Annotated in this window: 16 protein-coding genes; 11 read left to right on the plus strand and 5 right to left on the minus strand. The window is 67.7% G+C overall.

Annotation, left to right across the window (positions count from 1 at the left end; all coding sequences use genetic code 11):
* Nucleotides 1-132 precede the first annotated feature (132 nt).
* Genes AC07X5_RS25355 through AC07X5_RS25365 form a run of 3 tightly spaced genes read right to left on the minus strand, consistent with a single transcriptional unit; the run spans nt 133 to nt 2,728 of the window.
* Nucleotides 133-561, minus strand: coding sequence for an RNA-binding S4 domain-containing protein (locus tag AC07X5_RS25355; protein ID WP_409958558.1), 429 nt, complete (start codon nt 559-561; stop codon nt 133-135).
* Nucleotides 558-2,033, minus strand: a complete 1,476-nt coding sequence (locus tag AC07X5_RS25360; protein WP_409958560.1) for a sensor histidine kinase — start codon at nt 2,031-2,033, stop codon at nt 558-560. Before AC07X5_RS25360 ends, AC07X5_RS25355 begins: the two co-directional genes overlap by 4 nt.
* The gene (locus tag AC07X5_RS25365; RefSeq protein WP_409958562.1) at nt 2,030-2,728 is read right to left on the minus strand and encodes a response regulator; all 699 of its coding nucleotides are present in this window, start codon (nt 2,726-2,728) and stop codon (nt 2,030-2,032) included. Before AC07X5_RS25365 ends, AC07X5_RS25360 begins: the two co-directional genes overlap by 4 nt.
* A gap of 189 nt (nt 2,729-2,917) precedes the next feature.
* On the opposite strand from AC07X5_RS25365, the gene AC07X5_RS25370 reads away from it, so the two are divergent.
* From AC07X5_RS25370 to AC07X5_RS25380, 3 genes are all read left to right on the plus strand, one after another.
* The gene (locus tag AC07X5_RS25370; RefSeq protein WP_409958564.1) at nt 2,918-3,877 is read left to right on the plus strand and encodes a Bug family tripartite tricarboxylate transporter substrate binding protein; all 960 of its coding nucleotides are present in this window, start codon (nt 2,918-2,920) and stop codon (nt 3,875-3,877) included.
* Nucleotides 3,878-3,986: 109 nt separating this feature from the next.
* Entirely contained in the window at nt 3,987-4,502 is a 516-nt protein-coding gene (locus AC07X5_RS25375) for a tripartite tricarboxylate transporter TctB family protein (RefSeq protein ID WP_494772371.1), read from the plus strand.
* 15 nt (nt 4,503-4,517) lie between these two features.
* Complete coding sequence (locus tag AC07X5_RS25380) at nt 4,518-6,035, plus strand: tripartite tricarboxylate transporter permease (protein WP_494772372.1); 1,518 nt, start codon at nt 4,518-4,520, stop codon at nt 6,033-6,035.
* 90 nt (nt 6,036-6,125) lie between these two features.
* On the opposite strand, the gene AC07X5_RS25385 is transcribed toward AC07X5_RS25380, so the two are convergent.
* Nucleotides 6,126-7,004, minus strand: coding sequence for a LysR family transcriptional regulator (locus AC07X5_RS25385; protein WP_494772373.1), 879 nt, complete (start codon nt 7,002-7,004; stop codon nt 6,126-6,128).
* A 99-nt stretch (nt 7,005-7,103) separates the two neighbouring features.
* On the opposite strand from AC07X5_RS25385, the gene AC07X5_RS25390 reads away from it, so the two are divergent.
* Nucleotides 7,104-7,886: a class I SAM-dependent methyltransferase gene (locus AC07X5_RS25390; protein WP_409958571.1), complete on the plus strand. Its 783-nt coding sequence runs from the start codon at nt 7,104-7,106 to the stop codon at nt 7,884-7,886.
* Between the two features lie 85 nt (nt 7,887-7,971).
* On the opposite strand, the gene AC07X5_RS25395 is transcribed toward AC07X5_RS25390, so the two are convergent.
* Nucleotides 7,972-8,277 carry a hypothetical protein gene (locus AC07X5_RS25395; RefSeq protein ID WP_494772374.1) on the minus strand — a complete coding sequence of 102 codons (306 nt, stop codon included), beginning with the start codon at nt 8,275-8,277 and terminating at the stop codon, nt 7,972-7,974.
* 301 nt (nt 8,278-8,578) lie between these two features.
* On the opposite strand from AC07X5_RS25395, the gene AC07X5_RS25400 reads away from it, so the two are divergent.
* The 7 genes from AC07X5_RS25400 (at nt 8,579) to AC07X5_RS25430 (ending at nt 16,668) form a co-directional block, all read left to right on the plus strand.
* Nucleotides 8,579-9,184, plus strand: a complete 606-nt coding sequence (locus tag AC07X5_RS25400) for a DUF2325 domain-containing protein (protein ID WP_494772375.1) — start codon at nt 8,579-8,581, stop codon at nt 9,182-9,184.
* Nucleotides 9,185-9,219: 35 nt separating this feature from the next.
* Nucleotides 9,220-10,740: a sigma-54 interaction domain-containing protein gene (locus AC07X5_RS25405; RefSeq protein ID WP_494772376.1), complete on the plus strand. Its 1,521-nt coding sequence runs from the start codon at nt 9,220-9,222 to the stop codon at nt 10,738-10,740.
* Nucleotides 10,741-10,892: 152 nt separating this feature from the next.
* Nucleotides 10,893-12,089: a substrate-binding domain-containing protein gene (locus tag AC07X5_RS25410; RefSeq protein ID WP_494772377.1), complete on the plus strand. Its 1,197-nt coding sequence runs from the start codon at nt 10,893-10,895 to the stop codon at nt 12,087-12,089.
* Nucleotides 12,090-12,412: 323 nt separating this feature from the next.
* Nucleotides 12,413-13,897 (plus strand): extracellular catalytic domain type 2 short-chain-length polyhydroxyalkanoate depolymerase, encoded by a 1,485-nt coding sequence (locus tag AC07X5_RS25415; RefSeq protein WP_494772378.1) that lies wholly within the window; start codon nt 12,413-12,415, stop codon nt 13,895-13,897.
* 238 nt (nt 13,898-14,135) lie between these two features.
* Nucleotides 14,136-14,909 (plus strand): ABC transporter ATP-binding protein, encoded by a 774-nt coding sequence (locus tag AC07X5_RS25420; RefSeq protein ID WP_494772379.1) that lies wholly within the window; start codon nt 14,136-14,138, stop codon nt 14,907-14,909.
* Nucleotides 14,906-15,643, plus strand: a complete 738-nt coding sequence (locus AC07X5_RS25425) for an ABC transporter ATP-binding protein (RefSeq protein WP_494772380.1) — start codon at nt 14,906-14,908, stop codon at nt 15,641-15,643. Before AC07X5_RS25420 ends, AC07X5_RS25425 begins: the two co-directional genes overlap by 4 nt.
* On the plus strand, nt 15,640-16,668 hold the full coding sequence (locus AC07X5_RS25430; RefSeq protein WP_494772381.1) for a branched-chain amino acid ABC transporter permease: 1,029 nt from the start codon (nt 15,640-15,642) through the stop codon (nt 16,666-16,668). Before AC07X5_RS25425 ends, AC07X5_RS25430 begins: the two co-directional genes overlap by 4 nt.

Below are 16,668 nucleotides of genomic sequence, written 5' to 3' on the forward strand. Positions count from 1 at the left end.
GCTGGGTGGTGCGCTGGGCCGGGCCGCCCACCCGGTTGTTCCGCACGCGCTACCACGTGCGCACGGAAGACGGCAGCAAGTACCTGCAGGGGTGGCGGTGCCTAGCGGCAGAAATCGGCCGCACCCAGACGCTTACTCTTCGATCGACGCGCTCCAGCGGCTGTCCCAGTCCGGAGCGCTCACGCGCTCGATGTTGCGCCGGTCACGCTTGGTCGGCCGGCCTTCCTGCAGCGTGGCGGCTGGTTCGGGCGCCAGGCGGCGCTGTTCGGCCGCAGCCTCGCGCGCAGCAATGCTCTCGGCCGTTTCTTCGTACAGCAGCTGGGCCACGGGCGCGGGGCCGCGCATGCCGCTCAGGCCGCGCACGGTCACGGTACGGGCCACGGGGCCCTGGCGCAGGGCCACGGTGTCGCCGGGACGCACATCGCGTGCGGGCTTGGCGGCCTGGCCGTTGACGGTGACACGGCCCTTGCCGATCTCTTCGGTGGCCAGGCCACGGGTCTTGTAGAAGCGGGCGCACCAGAGCCATTTGTCCAGGCGCATCGTCTCGGTAGCAACGTTCATGGCGGCGATTGTGCCGTGTCCGGCATGCCCATGTTGTCGGCGAGGGGCAGGCGCACCACAGCGTCGAGCCCGAGCACCCGGCCTGCCTGGGTGCGGTTGGTCAATGCAATGCTGCCACCCAGCGCCTGCACGATCTCCTGGCAGATGGCCAGGCCCAGGCCGCTGCCGGTGCGCACGTCGCCGGCCGAGAAAGGCTGGAACAGGCGCAGTGCCAGCTCGTCGTCGATGCCGGGGCCGTGGTCGCTCACGGTCAGGGCCGCGTGGCGGCCATCAGCGCGCAGATCCACCGACAGCTCGCTGCCCGGCGGCGCATGGCGCACGGCGTTGTGCAGCAGGTTGCGCGTGAGCTCGCGCAGCATCCATTCGTGCGCGACGACGGGCGCGGGGTCGGTGTGGATGCCGAAGTCCAGGTCGCGCTGGGCGATCAGCGGCGAGATGTCGAGCGCCACGCCGCGCAGGATCTCGTCGAAACGGGTGACGGGCGGGGCGCTCTGCTGGCGCAACTGCTCCACCTTGGCCAGGGCCAGCATCTGGTTGGCCAATTGCGTGGCGCGGTCGACCGTGTCGCGGATCTCGTGCAGCGCCTGCTCGGCCGGCATGTCGCCGCGCAGGGCCGACTGGACCTGGGTCTTGAGCACCGCCAGCGGCGTGCGCAGCTGGTGCGAGGCATCGCGCACGAAGCGCTTCTGGTGGCGCAGCAGGTGGCGCAGGCGCTGCAGGAACTCGTTCGTGCCTTCGATCAGCGGCTGCAGCTCGCGCGGTGCGGCCGGTGCGGTGATGGGGCTGAGGTCGCCCTCCTGGCGGGCCTGCAGCTCCTGGCTGAGCTGGCGCACGGGCTGGGTGGCGCGCTGCACCACCAGCACCACCGTGATGCCGATCACGGCGATCAGCAGGGCCTGGCGCAGCAGGGTGTTGCGCAGGTTCTGCAGCGCCAGGGTTTCGCGCACCTCCAGCGTCTCGGCCACCTGGATCACGGCCATGGCGCGGCCTTTGGAGCTGGCCACGGGCTGCAGCAGCACGGCCACGCGCACCGGCATGCCGCGGAAGGTGTCGTCGTAGAAATCCACCAGCGCCGCATAGGGCGGGCGCGCGGGGATGGTGCCCGTCCACAGCGGCAGTTCGTCAAAGCCCGAGATCAGCTCGCCCTGCAGGTTGGATACGCGGTAGTACATGCGGCTCTTGTTGTCCGCCTCGAAGGCCTCCAGCGCCGAGTAGGGCACGATGGCGCGCAGGTGCGCCGCTTCCTCGTAGCCGGTCACGTCCAGCTGTTCGCTGATGCTCTTGGCCGACGCCAGCAGCGTGCGGTCGTAGGCGGTGTTCAGCGAGGCCAGGGTCTGCTGGTAGCCGCTCACGGTGTTGTAGGTGATGAACACCACCACCGGCAGCAGAATGCCCAGCAGCAGCCGGCGGCGCAGCGAATGGGGCCGCGGCGTGGAGGGCGTGCGGGGTGTGCCCGGGGGCTTGATCTTCATGCATCCGTCCGCAGCAGGTAGCCCAGGCCGCGCAGCGTCATGAGCGTGAGGCCGGTACCCGCGAGCTTCTTGCGCAGCCGGTAGACCACCACCTCGATGGCCTCGTACTGCACGTCAAGCTGGCCGGGGAAGACCAGTTCGTACAGCCGCTCCTTGGTCACGGCATGGCCGGGCTGGGCCAGCAGGGCATGCATCAGCGCCAGCTCGCGCGGGGTGAACTCCATCACCTCGCCGTTCAGGTAGATGGCGCCGCTGTTGGTGTCATAGCGGATGGCGCCGATCTGCTGCACGCTGGGCGGCAGGGCGCTGCTGGCCACCGGGTCGGCGCTGCGCCGCACCAGGGCGCGCAGGCGCGCCTCCAATTCGTCCAGGTCGAAAGGCTTGGGCAGGTAGTCGTCGGCACCGGAGTTCAGGCCCATGATGCGGTCGCCCACGGTGCCCCGCGCCGTGAGGATGATCACCGGCGTGCGCAGCCCGCGCGTGCGCGCCTGCTGCAGCACCTGCAGGCCATCGAGGCCGGGCAGGGTCAGGTCCAGCACCACCGCATCGGGCGGCTGGGCCGCCCACTGCGCCAGCGCCGCCCGGCCATCGCCCACGGGCGTCACCTCCATGCCCCGGCGGCTCAGCGCCCGGTGCAAGGTCGCCTGCATGGTGGGATCGTCTTCGACAAGCAGCAATTTCATGCGCGGGACCATATCACTCCGCGTAGGCTTTTGGGTGCTCCTGTGGCCGCCCTGCCGCACGGGGAGCGTCTCTCTTGGGGGAAGGCGCGAAGCGACACAGGGGGCTTGCTGTCACGGGGTTTTCCCTAATCCTTTGGACAGCCGTTTGACAGGCAGGGCGCGCATCATCGACAGGTTCGCCAATCATTCAAGGAGACAACGATGCGTCGCGATACCTTCCTCAAGTCCCTGGCCGCCATGGCGGCAGCCGGTGCCTTGCCGCTGACCGCCCAGGCCGCTGCAGCCATCAAGATGATGATCCCTGCCAACCCCGGTGGCGGCTGGGACACCACGGGCCGTGCCCTGGGCAAGGCCATGCAGGACGCAGGCGTGGCCAGCTCGGTCACCTATGACAACAAGGGCGGCGCCGCTGGCGCCATCGGCCTGGCCCAGTTCGCCAACGCCAGCAAGGGCGACCCGAATGCGCTGATGGCCATGGGCGCCGTGATGCTGGGCGGCATCATCACCGGCAAGCCGCCGGTGGGCCTGGACAAGGTGACGCCGCTGGTGCGACTGAGCAGCGAGTACAACGTGTTCGTGCTGCCTGCCAACTCGCCCTTCAAGACCATGAAGGACGTGGTCGACCAGCTCAAGAAGGACCCCGGCAGCGTGAAGTGGGGCGGTGGCTCGCGCGGATCCACCGAGCACATCGCGGCCGCCATGATCGCCCGCGAAGTGGGCGTGGACCCGGCCAAGATCAACTACGTGGCCTTCCGTGGGGGCGGTGAGGCCACCGCCGCCATCCTGGGCGGCAACGTCACCGTGGGCGGCAGCGGCTACAGCGAGTTTGCCGAGTACATCACCGCTGGCAAGATGCGCGCCGTGGGCGTGACCTCGGCCACGCGCCTGAAGGGTGTGAACGTGCCCACACTCAAGGAGCAGGGCATCAACGTCGAGATCGGCAACTGGCGCGGCGTGTACGGCGCGGCCGGCATCACCGCCGAGCAGCGCAAGGAGCTGATCGACGCGCTGTCCAAGACCTACAAGCACAAGTCCTGGCAGGACGCGATGGAGAAGAACGGCTGGACGCCTGCCTGGCTGGCCGGCGACGAGTTCGCCAACTTCGTCGATTCCGAGTTCGCGAGCCTGCGCGCCACGATGGCCAAGTCCGGCATGATCTGACGCCGGGCCTAGAGCCCGGCGCAAGCCCATCGTCGTACCCTCCGGGCGGCGCGCAATACGGTGCTGGCAACAGTCCTCTGCGCGCCGCTCTTCCTTGCGGGATAAAAACATGACACAACATTCCTCTCGCTCCACGGCCCTGCAGACCGTGGTGGGCGCTGGCACGCTGCTGCTGGGCTGTCTGCTGGCCTGGGGCGCCACCTCCATCAGCTCCGAGGCGGGCTATGGCGGCGTGGGCCCCAACTTCTTCCCCTGGGTGGTGGCCATCGCGCTCATCGTCTGCGGGGTGCTGGCCGTCATCCATGCGCAGACGGGCGGCTTTCGCGACCTGGAGGAGGGCTCGGGTGACGAGACCGCTCACTGGAAGGGCTTCGTCTGGGTCTCCGCCGGCCTGCTGCTCAATGCCCTGCTTATTACCACGCTGGGCTTCATCCTGAGCTGCGCACTGTGCTTCGTGCTCGCGGTGCGCGGCTTCAAGAGCTCCGAGGGCAAGCTCGACCTGCGCCCGGTGGCCTGGATCAAGGACCTCTTCATCGGCGTGGCCGTGGCCGCCCCGGTGTTCTGGATGTTTACCCAATTGCTGGCGATCAACCTGCCCGGCCTCACGAACACGGGGTGGCTGTAAAGCCCGCGCGACACCATGGAAACCTGGAACCTCCTGCTGCAGGGCTTCATCACTGCAGCCACGCCCATCAACCTGATGTGGGCCTTCGTCGGCTGTGTCATCGGCACCGCCGTGGGCGTGCTGCCCGGCATCGGCCCCGCCGTGGCCGTGGCCATGCTGCTGCCCATCACCGTCAAGGTGGAAGCCACCGCGTCGATGATCTTCTTCGCCGGCATCTACTACGGCGCCATGTACGGTGGCTCGACCACCTCCATCCTGCTCAACACGCCCGGTGAGGCCGGCTCCATGGTCACGGCCATGGAGGGCAACAAGATGGCCAAGAACGGCCGCGCCGGCGCGGCGCTGGCCACGGCGGCCATCGGCTCCTTCGTGGCGGGCACCATCGCCACGGTGCTGGTGACCTTCTTCGCGCCCCTGGTGGCGGAGTACGCAGTGCGCCTGGGTCCGCCCGAGTACTTCATGCTCATGGTGCTGGCCTTCACCACGGTGAGCGCGGTGCTGGGCAAGAGCACGCTGCGCGGCATGCTGGCGCTGTTCCTGGGCCTGGCGCTGGGGCTGATCGGTATCGACCAGCTCACCGCCCAGGCGCGCTACACCTTTGGCGTGCCCGAGCTGATGGATGGCATCGAGGTGGTGCTGATCGCCGTGGGCCTGTTCGCCGTGGGCGAGGCCCTGTACAACGTGATGTACGAGGGCAAGACCGACGAGACGCAGAACAAGCTGACCAGTACGCACATGACCAGGCAGGAGTGGCGCCGCTCCTGGCCCGCCTGGCTGCGTGCAACGGCCATCGGCTTCCCCTTCGGCACCGTGCCCGCAGGCGGCAGCGAGATCCCGACCTTCCTGAGCTATGCGGCCGAGAAGAAGCTGAGCAAGCACAAGGAAGAGTTCGGCACCACCGGCGCCATCGAAGGCGTGGCCGGCCCCGAGGCGGCCAACAACGCGGCCATCACGGCCACCTTGATCCCGCTGCTCACGCTGGGCATTCCCACGTCGAACACCACGGCCATTTTGCTGGGCGCGTTCCAGAACTACGGCATCCAGCCGGGCCCGCAGCTGTTCAGCAGCAACGGCGCGCTGGTCTGGGCGCTGATCGCCTCGATGTACATCGGCAACGTGATGCTGCTGATCCTGAACCTGCCGCTGGTGGGCCTGTGGGTCAAGCTGCTCAAGATCCCCAAGTCCTACCTGTACGCCGGCATCCTGGTGTTCGCCACGCTGGGCGTGTACGGCATGCGCCAGAGCGCGTTCGACCTGGTGCTGCTGTACGCCATCGGCCTGCTCGGCGTGGTCATGCGCCGCTTCGACATCCCTTCGGCCCCGGTGGTCGTGGGCATGATCCTCGGCCCCCTGGCCGAAGCGCAGATGCGCAACGCAGTGGCCATCGGTGAAGGCAAGTGGACCATCTTCCTGGAGCGCCCGGGCTCGGTCACGCTGATCGTCATCGTGCTGGCCGTGCTGATCCTGCCGCGCCTGGCGCGCCGCTGGGCCGCGCGCAAGGCAGCGGCCGAAGGGGTCACGGCTGCGGGCTGAGGCTGAACACTGTTTTGGGTAGTTGGGGCGGCACGGCAGTTTCTGCAGTGCCGCCCTTTTTTCATCCCCAGCGCGCGCCTGCAGGCCGCTTCATCCTGCTTGCAGGCCCTGCGCCAGCGCCTCGAAGACCACCCGGATGCGCCGCGCCGTGCGCAGCTCGCGGTGGCTGACGAGCCAGATCGGGAAGCGCACGGGCGGCACATCGTCGAGCACGCGCACCACGCCCGGGGTGTCCCGGGCGATCTCTTCCATCATGGCGCCGATGCCCAGGCCCTGGCGTACCAGGGCCCAGTGGGCCACCGTGTGGTCGGCATAGGCGCTGAAGTTCGCCTCGGTCACAGGCAGGCCGTGGCGTTGCAGGTAGCTCAGGTACTGGCCTGAGCGGTCCGATCCCACGAAGGGCAGGCGGGCCGCGTCTTCGGCGCTGCGCGGGTGGCCATGGGCCTGCACCCAGTCTTCGGAGGCATAGAAGCGGGCCGAGGCCTCGCGGATCAGCCGGGCGATCAGCTCGGGCTGTTCTGGTTTTGCGTGGCGCACGGCGATGTCGGCTTCGCGGCGCAGCAGGTCGCTGAAGGCATTGGTCGGGATCACCTCGACCACGATGCCCGGCTCCTGCTCGCGCAGGCGCTGCACCAGCGGGGGCAGCAGAAAGGTGGCCACCGCGTCGCTGGCCGAGACCGACACCACACCGCCGACCTCTTGCGAGCGCCCGCTGGCTGCCACGCCCAGGGCCTGGGCCGCGGCGCCCATGGCGCGGGCGTGCTCCAGCAGGTCCAGCCCCGTGGGCGTCAGCGCCATGGCCTTGCCCACGCGCTCGAACAGGGTCACGCCCATGCGCTGCTCGATGGCGGCCACCTGGCGGCTCAGCGTCGGCTGGGTCAGGCCCAGCTTGCGGGCGGCGGCCGACAGGGAGCCGGCTTCGGCGGTTTCCAGAAAGGCCCGGAGCTGGTTCCAGTCGAGTTTATCCATGCATAAATGTATATGCTCACTGCAATTTGCGGCAATTCCCTGCGGTGGTGCGCATGGATAGCATCCATTGCTGTCCATCGCAAAGAGTTTGTCCCGCCCATGCCGACCACCACGTCCCCTGCGCCTGTCAAAGCTTCCGTGCAGCCCCCGCCGCCGGGCGCCGCTGCCGCCCGCAAAGCCCTTTTCTGGGACCGCATCGCCCCGAAGTACGCGGCCGATCCGATTGCCGACATGGCGGGCTACGAGGCCACCCTGCAGCGCGTGCAGGGCCTGCTGTCTGCCGGGCAGGAGGTGCTGGAGATCGGCTGCGGCACGGGCAGCACCGCACTGCGCCTGGCCCCTTTCACCCGCCGCCTGCTGGCGACCGACGTCTCGCCCGGCATGATCGCCATTGCCCAGGCCAGGCTGGCGGCCCAGCCGACGCCGCAACTGGGCTTCGCGGTGGCCGACGCCGATGCGCCCGGGTGGGGGCAGGGCACCTACGATGTGGTGATGGCCTTCAACATGCTGCACCTGGTGAGCGATCTGGACCACACGCTGCAGCTGGCCGTGCAGGCGCTGCGGCCGGGCGGCCTGCTGATCTCCAAGACGCCCTGCATCGCCGAGATGAACCCGCTCATTCCCTGGCTGGCGATACCGCTGATGCGCGCCATCGGCAAGGCGCCCGCCGTGCTGAGCTTCGAAGGGCCGGGGCTGCACGCGGCCATCGCCCGGCAGGGCATGGACATCGTGTCGGTCGAACGGCACGGCACCCGGGGCAAGGACATCCGGCTGTTCATCGTGGCCCGCAAGCCGCCCGAGTTTCCGCACTCGCCCAGCCGGCTGTTGCCCAGGCCGGGGGGCCGCGGTCCCGACCATTTCATCAACCGCGGCAATCCGTGAATCCGCCGCACCCCGTGCAAGCGATGCGTGGGCCTTCACCCTTGGGATGCGCTGCCTGCCTTGCTGCGCATTGCGGGACAGCACACTAATGGGGCGCCAGGAGCTCCGTGCCCTCCTGCCGGGGGCTGACGGACATGCGCAGGGCGGAGGACACCGCGACACCGAGCTTGCCGCACCACGATTCGAGGTCGCTCCTGGACGTGGCATCGTTGCTTTCATCCCAGGTGAGGGTGGCGACCAGCAGGTGGGGCAAGTCCATGAGCGGGTCGAAGGAGCGGCCTTGGCCCATCGACCAGTTCACAAGCACCGCATGCGCATAGGTCGAGGCGCTCGCGCCCTGGGGGGCAGGGCCCGGGCTGGCGCGCGTGAATTCAAACAGTGCGGTGATCACGGATCGGCTGCGGCAGTGGCTTCGTAGAACGGATTGAAGCGCAAGATGCCGCGATGCGGTATCCCCCAAAGGTCGGAGCGCGAGGGTGCAGCGGACGGCGAGCTGCCTGGCTTGCAGGGGTGGCGGGCAGGCCTTGGCGCACTGGGATGGTCCTGGGTGCACCTTGGCCTTGCCCGCCCAGCAAACTTCGCAAGCCAGACACCAAGGGCTCGCTTCCTTCGGTATCCCCCACCAGGTGGCTTGCTTAGACGGGCAAATCATACCATAAAATGCGAATCATTCTTATTATCGAGGATGGCGCATGCATACCCTGTCCGAAGAGTTCCTGGTGCTGTGCCGCCAGTTGGGGGAGGCGCAGACGCGCTGCAGCGATGCCCTGGCGCGGCAGGCGGACGAGCTGGAGCAGTTGCGGGCAGAGGTGGTGCGCCTGCGCGCGGCCGTGGTGGTGCGCGACACGCGGCTTGCCATGGCGCAGGACGAACTGCAGCAGCTGCAGGCGGCGCAGCCGGGCCTGAAACGCCGGCGCGACATGGCGCGCCACATCGCCGCGCTGGCCGAGCGCATCGCCAGCCTCTCGCGCGAGTGCCTGCGCTGGCGCCTGCAGGCGGTGGCACAGGTGGAGCAAAAGGCGCAGGCGGCGGTTCCCGAGGCCCTGGCCCCTGCACCGTCGCCGGCGCTCGATTCGAGCCTGGCGGCGGCCGACCTCGTGATCTGCCAGACCGGCTGCATCAGCCACGACGAGTACTGGCGCGTGCAGGACCACTGCCGCCGCACCGGCAAGCCCTGCATCCTGGTGGACCAGCCCCTGGGTGCGTCGGAAACGGCCCAGCCCGTGGTGGTGCTGCGCATGGCGCGTGGGCTGAGGGCGGTGAGCGGCCTGCAGTCCGCTCCGGCCACGGCGGATTGACCCGGGGCGGGTGGCGGGCTTGCTACCATCCGCACATGCCCGCGCTCATCGACGACGCCCCCGCCCTGCCGCTGGATGCCCAGGGCATCCTGGAACTGGCGGCGCGGTCCATGTTCCACCTGTTCTCCAGCGTCAGCCAGGGCATGTTCCTGGTGGACCTGAGCGGGCGCATCGTCTGGGTGAACGAGGGCTACCAGCGCTTCCTGCCCGACCTCGGCTTTTCGTCGCTGGACCAATTCCTGGGCCGCATGGTGGAGGAAGTGATCCCCAACACCGGCATGCGCCGCGTGCTGGAGACCGGCAACCCGGTGCTGATCGATCTGCTCACCAACAAGGCCGGCACCTTCGTGGTCAGCCGCATCCCGCTGCGCGACGATGCGGGCAGCGTCATCGGGGCCATCGGCATCGTGCTGTTCGACCACCCCGAGACCACGCTGCAGCCGCTGATCAGCAAGTTCGCGCTGCTGCAGCGCGACCTCGATGATGCGCGGCGCGAGCTGGCCAGCCAGCGCCGGCGCAGCCTGGTGGCGGCGGCTGCGGCGGGCGATGGCGAGCGACGCTCCAAATACACCTTTGCCAGCTTCATCGGTTCGAGCCCGGCCGCGGCCGAGGTCAAGCGCCAGGCGCGCCGCGCCGCGCAGTCCTCCAGCCCGGTGCTGCTGCTGGGCGAGACGGGCACGGGCAAGGAACTGCTGGCCCATGCCATCCACGCGGCATCGAGCCGCGCGGGCGGCCCCTTCGTGAGCGTGAACATCGCGGCCGTGCCCGACACGCTGCTGGAGGCCGAGTTCTTCGGCGTGGCACCGGGTGCCTATACCGGCGCATCGGCCAAGGGGCGCGACGGCAAGTTCAAACTGGCCGATGGCGGCACGCTGTTTCTCGACGAGATCGGCGACATGCCGCAGAGCCTGCAGGCCAAGCTCTTGCGTGCGCTGCAGGAGGGCGAGATCGAGCCGCTGGGCTCGAACAAGCTGGTGCCGTTCAATGTGCGCATCCTGGCAGCCACCTCGCGCGACCTGGCGGCGCTGGTGCGCGAGGGCAGGTTCCGCGAAGACCTGTTCTACCGCCTGCACGTGCTGCCGGTGCGCGTGCCGCCGCTGCGCGCGCGGCGCAGCGATATCCCGGCGCTGGTCGAGTCGCTGGGCGACGACCTGGCGCTGCGCAACGGCACCCCACCGCCCGAAGTGCTGTCCGATGCCATGGCCCTGCTGGCAGGCCAGCCCTGGCGCGGCAACATCCGCGAGTTGCGCAACGTGATCGAGCAGGCGGTGATGCGCAGCGAGGGCCAGTCCATCGACGCGGCGCAGCTTGAACGCATCCTGCGCGAAGCGGGCGTGGAGCCCGCGGCCCCGGTGCAGGACACCACCGCCGTGGTGGTGGTCGAGGCCGAGGACGAGTCGCGGTACCTGCGCCCGCTGGCCGAGCAGGTGGCGGAACTGGAGCGCAGGGCCATCCAGGCGGCCATGAAGGCGCATGGCGGCAACAAGCTGGCCACGGCGCGGCAGCTCGGTATCTCGCGCGCCACACTCTATGGACGTCTGGAAAACCCTGAATAAATTTCAGCCAAATGTCTAAAATTCAGACAAATTGATTGTCTAAAAATCAGACAAACCCATTCGGGTGATGTGTGCAAACCCATACGAATCAACAGCTTGTGCCTTGGCACGAACTGTGCAATGTTCAGGCATCACTACAAGGAGACATCGCCATGCACCGTCGCACCCTGGTCGCCCTCGCCACCGCTGCAGTCACTGCAGCCGCCACGCTTTCCGCTCCCGCATTCGCACAGTCCAACGAGATCCGCATCGCCCACATCTACAGCAAGACCGGCCCGCTCGAGGCCTACGGCAAGCAGACCCAGGTGGGCCTGATGATGGGCCTGAACTACGCCACCGGCGGCACCATGGCCATCAACGGCAAGAAGATCGTCGTGATCGAGAAGGACGACCAGGGCAAGCCCGACCTGGGCAAGAGCCTGCTGGCCTCGGCCTATTCGGACGACAAGGCCGACATCGCTGTTGGCCCGTCGTCCTCGGGCGTGGCCCTGGCCCTGCTGCCCGTGGCCGAGGAGTACAAGAAGATCCTGCTGGTCGAGCCTGCCGTGGCCGACGCCATCACCGGCGACAAGTGGAACAAGTACATCTTCCGCACCGGCCGCAACAGCAGCCAGGACGCCATCTCCAACGCCGTGGCCATCGACAAGGCCGGCGTGACCGTGGCCACGCTGGCGCAGGACTACGCCTTCGGCCGCGACGGCGTGAAGGCCTTCAAGGACGCGCTCAAGAACGCCAAGCTGGTGCACGAGGAGTACCTGCCCACGACCACCACCGACTTCACCGCCGGTGCCCAGCGCCTGATCGACAAGCTCAAGGACGTGCCCGGCCGCAAGGTCATCTTCATCATCTGGGCCGGCGCCGGCAACCCCTTCAAGATCGCCGACCTGGACCTGAAGCGCTACGGCATCGAGATCGCCACGGGCGGCAACATTTTGCCGGCCATGGCCAGCTACAAGAACTTCCCCGGCATGGAAGGCGCTACCTACTACTACTTCGGCATCCCCAAGAATCCGGTGAACGAAGCCATGGTGGCCGCGCACTACAAGGAGTTCAAGACGCCGCCGGACTTCTTCACCGCGGGCGGCTTCACCGCTGCCATGGCGCTGACCACGGCTTTCAAGGCCACTGCGGGCGACACCAACACCAACAAGCTCATCAAGACCATGGAGGGCATGAGCTTCGATACGCCCAAGGGCAAGATGACCTTCCGCAAGGAAGACCACCAGGCCATGCAGAGCATGTACCACTTCAAGATCAAGGTGGACCCGGCCTTTGCCTGGGGCGTGCCCGAGTTGGTGCGCGAGATCAAGCCTGAAGAGATGCAAGTGCCGATTCGCAACCAGCGATAAGGCTGCGCTGGACAGGTCTGAGTGATGGCGAGCACCCTGGTTTGGGATGAGCTGCAAGGCGCAAACCGCAGCCATGGCCTGTGCTATGGCGAGGATTTGCAACGCGGCAGATCGCCCAAGGCAGGGATGCTCGACACGCGAGAGACCTGTTCAGCGGAGCCTTAGGGTTTGCGTGGCCCCGCTGGCTGACGATCAATCAGCCCGGTGGGGATCCATCCCGCGGGGGCGGCCGCCCCTTTTTTTCCAGTGAATTGATGCATGAACCCCCGGGTCTACACGGGGGCTGGGTCGGTTTTTCTCAAAATTATTTGGAGACAAGACAAATGGCTTTCAACTTCATTCTCAGGTCGGCCGCAACCGCCGCTACCATCGCGGCAATGGGCATGGGCAGTGCACTCGCAGCGGTCAACCTCCCCGCGCTCAAGATCGACAAGACGCAAACCACCGTATCGGGCCTGTCGGCCGGCGGCTTCATGGCCGTGCAGCTGCACGTGGCCTACTCGGCCACCTTCGCCAAGGGCGCGGGCGTGGTTGCGGGCGGTCCGTTCTATTGCGCCGAGGGCTCCATCGTCAATGCCACCGGGCGCTGCATGGCCAGCCCTGCGGGCATTCCCACCAGCACGCTGGTGAACACCACCAACACCTGGGCCGGCCAGGGGCTGATCGACCCCGTGGCCAACCTGCAGGCCTCCAAGGTCTACCTGTTCTCGGGCTCGCTGGACAGCACGGTCAAGCCCGGCGTGATGGACGCGCTGCGCACCTACTACAACAGCTTCGTGCCGGCCGCCAACGTGGTCTACAAGAAAGACATCGCGGCCGAGCACGCCATGGTCACCGACGACTACGGCAACGGCTGCTCCACCAAGGCCGCGCCCTACATCAGCGACTGCAACTTCGACCTGGCCGGCGCCATGCTGCAGCACCTGTACGGCACGCTGAACGCGCGCAACAACGCCACCTTGCCCACGGGCAACTACGTGGAGTTCAACCAGAGCCAGTTCATCACCAACCACGGCATGGCGACCACGGGCTGGGCCTACATCCCGCAGGCCTGCCAGGCCGGCGGCAGCGCCATCTGCCGCCTGCACGTGGTGCTGCACGGCTGCAAGCAGAACGTGAGCGACGTGCAGCAGCAGTACGTGCGCAACACCGGCTACAACCGCTGGGCCGACAGCAACAACATCGTGATGCTCTACCCGCAGACCAGCCTGGCAGCCACCAACAGCTGCTTCGACTGGTGGGGTTATGACAACGCCAACTACGCCAAGAAGTCCGGCCCGCAGATGGCGGCCATCAAGGCCATGGTGGACCAGATCAGCAGCGGCGGCGGTACGACCAACCCGCCCACCAACCCCGCGCTGCCAGCCCCCACGGGCGTGGGCACCTCGGGCGCCACGGCGAGCAGCATGGTGGTGGGCTGGGGTGCCGTATCCGGCGCGGCCAGCTACAACGTGTACCGCAACGCCAACAAGGTCAACGCCCTGCCGGTGAGCGGCACGAGCTACACCGACACCGGCCTGGCCGCCTCCACCACCTACAGCTGGACGGTGCGCGCCGCCGATGCCAACGGTGCCGAGGGTGCCACCTCGGCCGCGGCCTCGGGCACCACGCTGGCAGGCTCGGGCGGCACCGCCACCTGCACCACGGCCAGCAACTATGCGCATGTGCAGGCCGGCCGCGCCACGCAGACCGGCGGCTACACCTATGCCAAGGGATCGAACCAGAACATGGGCCTGTGGAACGTGTTCGTGACCACGACCCTCAAGCAGACGAGCCCGAACTATTACGTCATCGGCACCTGCCCTTGAGATGAGGCACCCCCCTGAGTCGCTTCGCGCCTTCACCCCTCTCTCGCATTGCTGCGCAATGCGGGAGGGGGACGCTCCCAGCGCGGCGGGGCGGCCCTTGCGCGGGAGCACTGGCGTGGGCTGCGCCAGTGGCGCAGTGCGGTGGACAATGGAAATGAAGCAAGGCCTTGGCAACTGTCTCTGGGTTGCCAGGCTCCGTAAGTGAAAGACGACGACCCGTGAAAGTGAAGCACCACCCATGAGCACCTTGGCCACCAAGGACTTGACCATCCGCTTCGGCGGCCACGTGGCGGTCAACGCCGTGACCTGCTCCTTCGAGCCCGGCACGCTGACCGCCATCGTGGGCCCGAACGGTGCGGGCAAGACCACGTACTTCAACCTCATCTCGGGGCAGTTGCGCGCCAGCGCGGGCAGCGTGACCCTGGGCGGGCAGGACCTTACGGGCCAGTCGGTCTCGGCGCGCACGCATGCGGGCCTGGGGCGTGCCTTCCAGCTCACCAACCTGTTTCCCAACCTCAGCGTGCTGGAGAACGTGCGCCTGGCCGTGCAGGCCACGCAGGAAGGCAAGCACCGCCGCGGGCTGAACCTGTGGAGCATCTGGAGCGACCACCGCGCGCTGACGGAGCGCGCCCGCGCCATCCTGCAGGCCGTGGCCATGCTGGAGCGGCAGGACACGCCCGTGGCCAGCCTGCCGCACGGCGACCAGCGCAAGCTCGAAGTGGCCTTGCTGATGGCGCTGGAGCCGCAGGTCTACATGTTCGACGAACCCACGGCCGGCATGAGCCATGACGAGGCGCCCGTGATCCTGAACCTGATCCGCGAACTCAAGAAGGACAAGACCAAGATCATCCTGCTGGTGGAGCACAAGATGGACGTGGTGCGCGAGCTGGCCGACCGCATCATCGTGCTGACCAACGGCACCCTGGTGGCCGACGGCGCACCGGCCGAGGTGATCGCCTCGCCCGTGGTGCAGGAAGCCTACCTGGGCGTCACCAAGGAGGCCACGGCATGACCACCAGCACCTCCAACAACCTGCTCGAACTCAAGGGCGTGCACACCCACATCGGCGCGTACCACATCCTGCACGGCGTGGATCTGGCCGTGCCCAAGGGCCAGCTCACCATGCTGCTGGGGCGCAACGGCGCGGGCAAGACCACCACGCTGCGCACCATCATGGGCCTGTGGCATGCGTCGCAGGGCACCATCCATTTCGGTGGCAAGGACATCACGGCGCTCAACACGCCGCAGATCGCGGGCATGAACATCGCCTACGTGCCCGAGAACATGGGCATCTTCGCCGACCTCACGGTCAAGGAGAACATGCTGCTGGCCGCGCGCGGCGCCAAGAACGCCGCGCAGATGGACAGCTCGCGGCTCGAATGGATCTTCAAGCTCTTCCCGGCGGTGGAGAAGTTCTGGAACCACCCTGCGGGCAAGCTCTCGGGCGGGCAAAAACAGATGGTGGCGGTGAGCCGCGCCATCGTGGAGCCGCGCGACCTGCTCATCGTGGACGAGCCCAGCAAGGGCCTGGCGCCGGCCATCATCAACAACATGATCGACGCGTTCGACCAGCTCAAGAAGAGCGGCGTGACCATTCTGCTCGTGGAGCAGAACATCAATTTCGCCAAGCGGCTCGGCGACACCGTGGCCGTGATGGACAACGGCCAGGTGGTGCATGCGGGCAGCATGGCCGCTTTGGCGCAGGACGAGGCATTGCAGCGATCGCTGCTGGGGTTGGCACTATGAACACCACCACCGCAACCACATCCACCGCGGCAGCCGGCAAAAGCCTGCTGCGCGATTTCGACTGGAAGCCGCTGGCCCTGGTGCCGGCACTGGCGCTGCTGGTGCTGCCCTTCATCGGCTCGCCCAGTACCTGGCTCACGCTCACCGTCGCAGGCCTGGCCATGGGCATGATCATCTTCATCATTGCCTCGGGCCTCACGCTGGTGTTCGGGCTGATGGACGTGCTCAACTTCGGCCACGGCGTGTTCATCGCGCTGGGCGCCTTCGTGGCCACCAGCGTGCTGGGTGCCATGGGCGACTGGACCGGCTCGGCCCAGCTGTGGCGCAACCTGGTGGCGGTGCTGCCGGCCATGCTGGTGGCCATGGCCGTGGCAGGCGCCGTGGGCCTGGCGTTCGAGCGCTTCATCGTGCGGCCGGTGTATGGCCAGCATCTGAAGCAGATCCTCATCACCATGGGCGGCATGATCATCGGCGAAGAGCTGATCAAGGTCATCTGGGGCCCGCAGCAGATTCCGCTGCCGCTGCCCGAGGGCATGCGCGGCTCGCTGCTCATCGGCGATGCCGCCATCGAGAAGTACCGCCTGGTGGCGGTGGCCGTGGGCCTGCTGGTCTTCGGCGTGCTGGCCTGGACGCTGTCGCGCACCAAGGTCGGCCTCTTGATCCGCGCCGGCGTGCAGGACCGCGAAATGGTCGAGTCGCTGGGCTACCGCATCCGCCGGCTGTTCGTGGGCGTGTTCGTCGTGGGCTCGGCCCTGGCCGGCCTGGGCGGCGTAATGTGGGGCCTGTACCAGCAGAACGTGGTGCCGCAGATGGGCGCGCAGGTCAATGTGCTGATCTTCATCGTGATCATCATCGGCGGCCTGGGGTCCACGGGCGGCGCGCTCATCGGCGCGCTGCTGGTGGGGCTGATGGCCAACTACACCGGCTTCCTGGTGCCCAAGGTGGCACTGTTCTCCAACATTGCCCTCATGGTGGCGATCCTGCTCTGGCGCCCGCAAGGTGTGTACCCAGTGGCGAACCGCTGA

It is taken from the genome of Acidovorax sp. GW458-11-26-14-TSB4 (assembly GCF_059423865.1).

What these genes read in the sequence shown, in the direction of transcription:
- AC07X5_RS25355 (WP_409958558.1), bottom strand. Translation starts at nt 561, where the DNA reads ATGAACGTTGCTACCGAGACGATGCGCCTGGACAAATGGCTCTGGTGC.
- AC07X5_RS25360 (WP_409958560.1), bottom strand. Translation starts at nt 2,033, where the DNA reads ATGAAGATCAAGCCCCCGGGCACACCCCGCACGCCCTCCACGCCGCGG.
- AC07X5_RS25365 (WP_409958562.1), bottom strand. Translation starts at nt 2,728, where the DNA reads ATGGTCCCGCGCATGAAATTGCTGCTTGTCGAAGACGATCCCACCATG.
- AC07X5_RS25370 (WP_409958564.1), top strand. Translation starts at nt 2,918, where the DNA reads ATGCGTCGCGATACCTTCCTCAAGTCCCTGGCCGCCATGGCGGCAGCC.
- AC07X5_RS25375 (WP_494772371.1), top strand. Translation starts at nt 3,987, where the DNA reads ATGACACAACATTCCTCTCGCTCCACGGCCCTGCAGACCGTGGTGGGC.
- AC07X5_RS25380 (WP_494772372.1), top strand. Translation starts at nt 4,518, where the DNA reads ATGGAAACCTGGAACCTCCTGCTGCAGGGCTTCATCACTGCAGCCACG.
- AC07X5_RS25385 (WP_494772373.1), bottom strand. Translation starts at nt 7,004, where the DNA reads ATGGATAAACTCGACTGGAACCAGCTCCGGGCCTTTCTGGAAACCGCC.
- AC07X5_RS25390 (WP_409958571.1), top strand. Translation starts at nt 7,104, where the DNA reads ATGCCGACCACCACGTCCCCTGCGCCTGTCAAAGCTTCCGTGCAGCCC.
- AC07X5_RS25400 (WP_494772375.1), top strand. Translation starts at nt 8,579, where the DNA reads ATGCATACCCTGTCCGAAGAGTTCCTGGTGCTGTGCCGCCAGTTGGGG.
- AC07X5_RS25405 (WP_494772376.1), top strand. Translation starts at nt 9,220, where the DNA reads ATGCCCGCGCTCATCGACGACGCCCCCGCCCTGCCGCTGGATGCCCAG.
- AC07X5_RS25410 (WP_494772377.1), top strand. Translation starts at nt 10,893, where the DNA reads ATGCACCGTCGCACCCTGGTCGCCCTCGCCACCGCTGCAGTCACTGCA.
- AC07X5_RS25415 (WP_494772378.1), top strand. Translation starts at nt 12,413, where the DNA reads ATGGCTTTCAACTTCATTCTCAGGTCGGCCGCAACCGCCGCTACCATC.
- AC07X5_RS25420 (WP_494772379.1), top strand. Translation starts at nt 14,136, where the DNA reads ATGAGCACCTTGGCCACCAAGGACTTGACCATCCGCTTCGGCGGCCAC.
- AC07X5_RS25425 (WP_494772380.1), top strand. Translation starts at nt 14,906, where the DNA reads ATGACCACCAGCACCTCCAACAACCTGCTCGAACTCAAGGGCGTGCAC.
- AC07X5_RS25430 (WP_494772381.1), top strand. Translation starts at nt 15,640, where the DNA reads ATGAACACCACCACCGCAACCACATCCACCGCGGCAGCCGGCAAAAGC.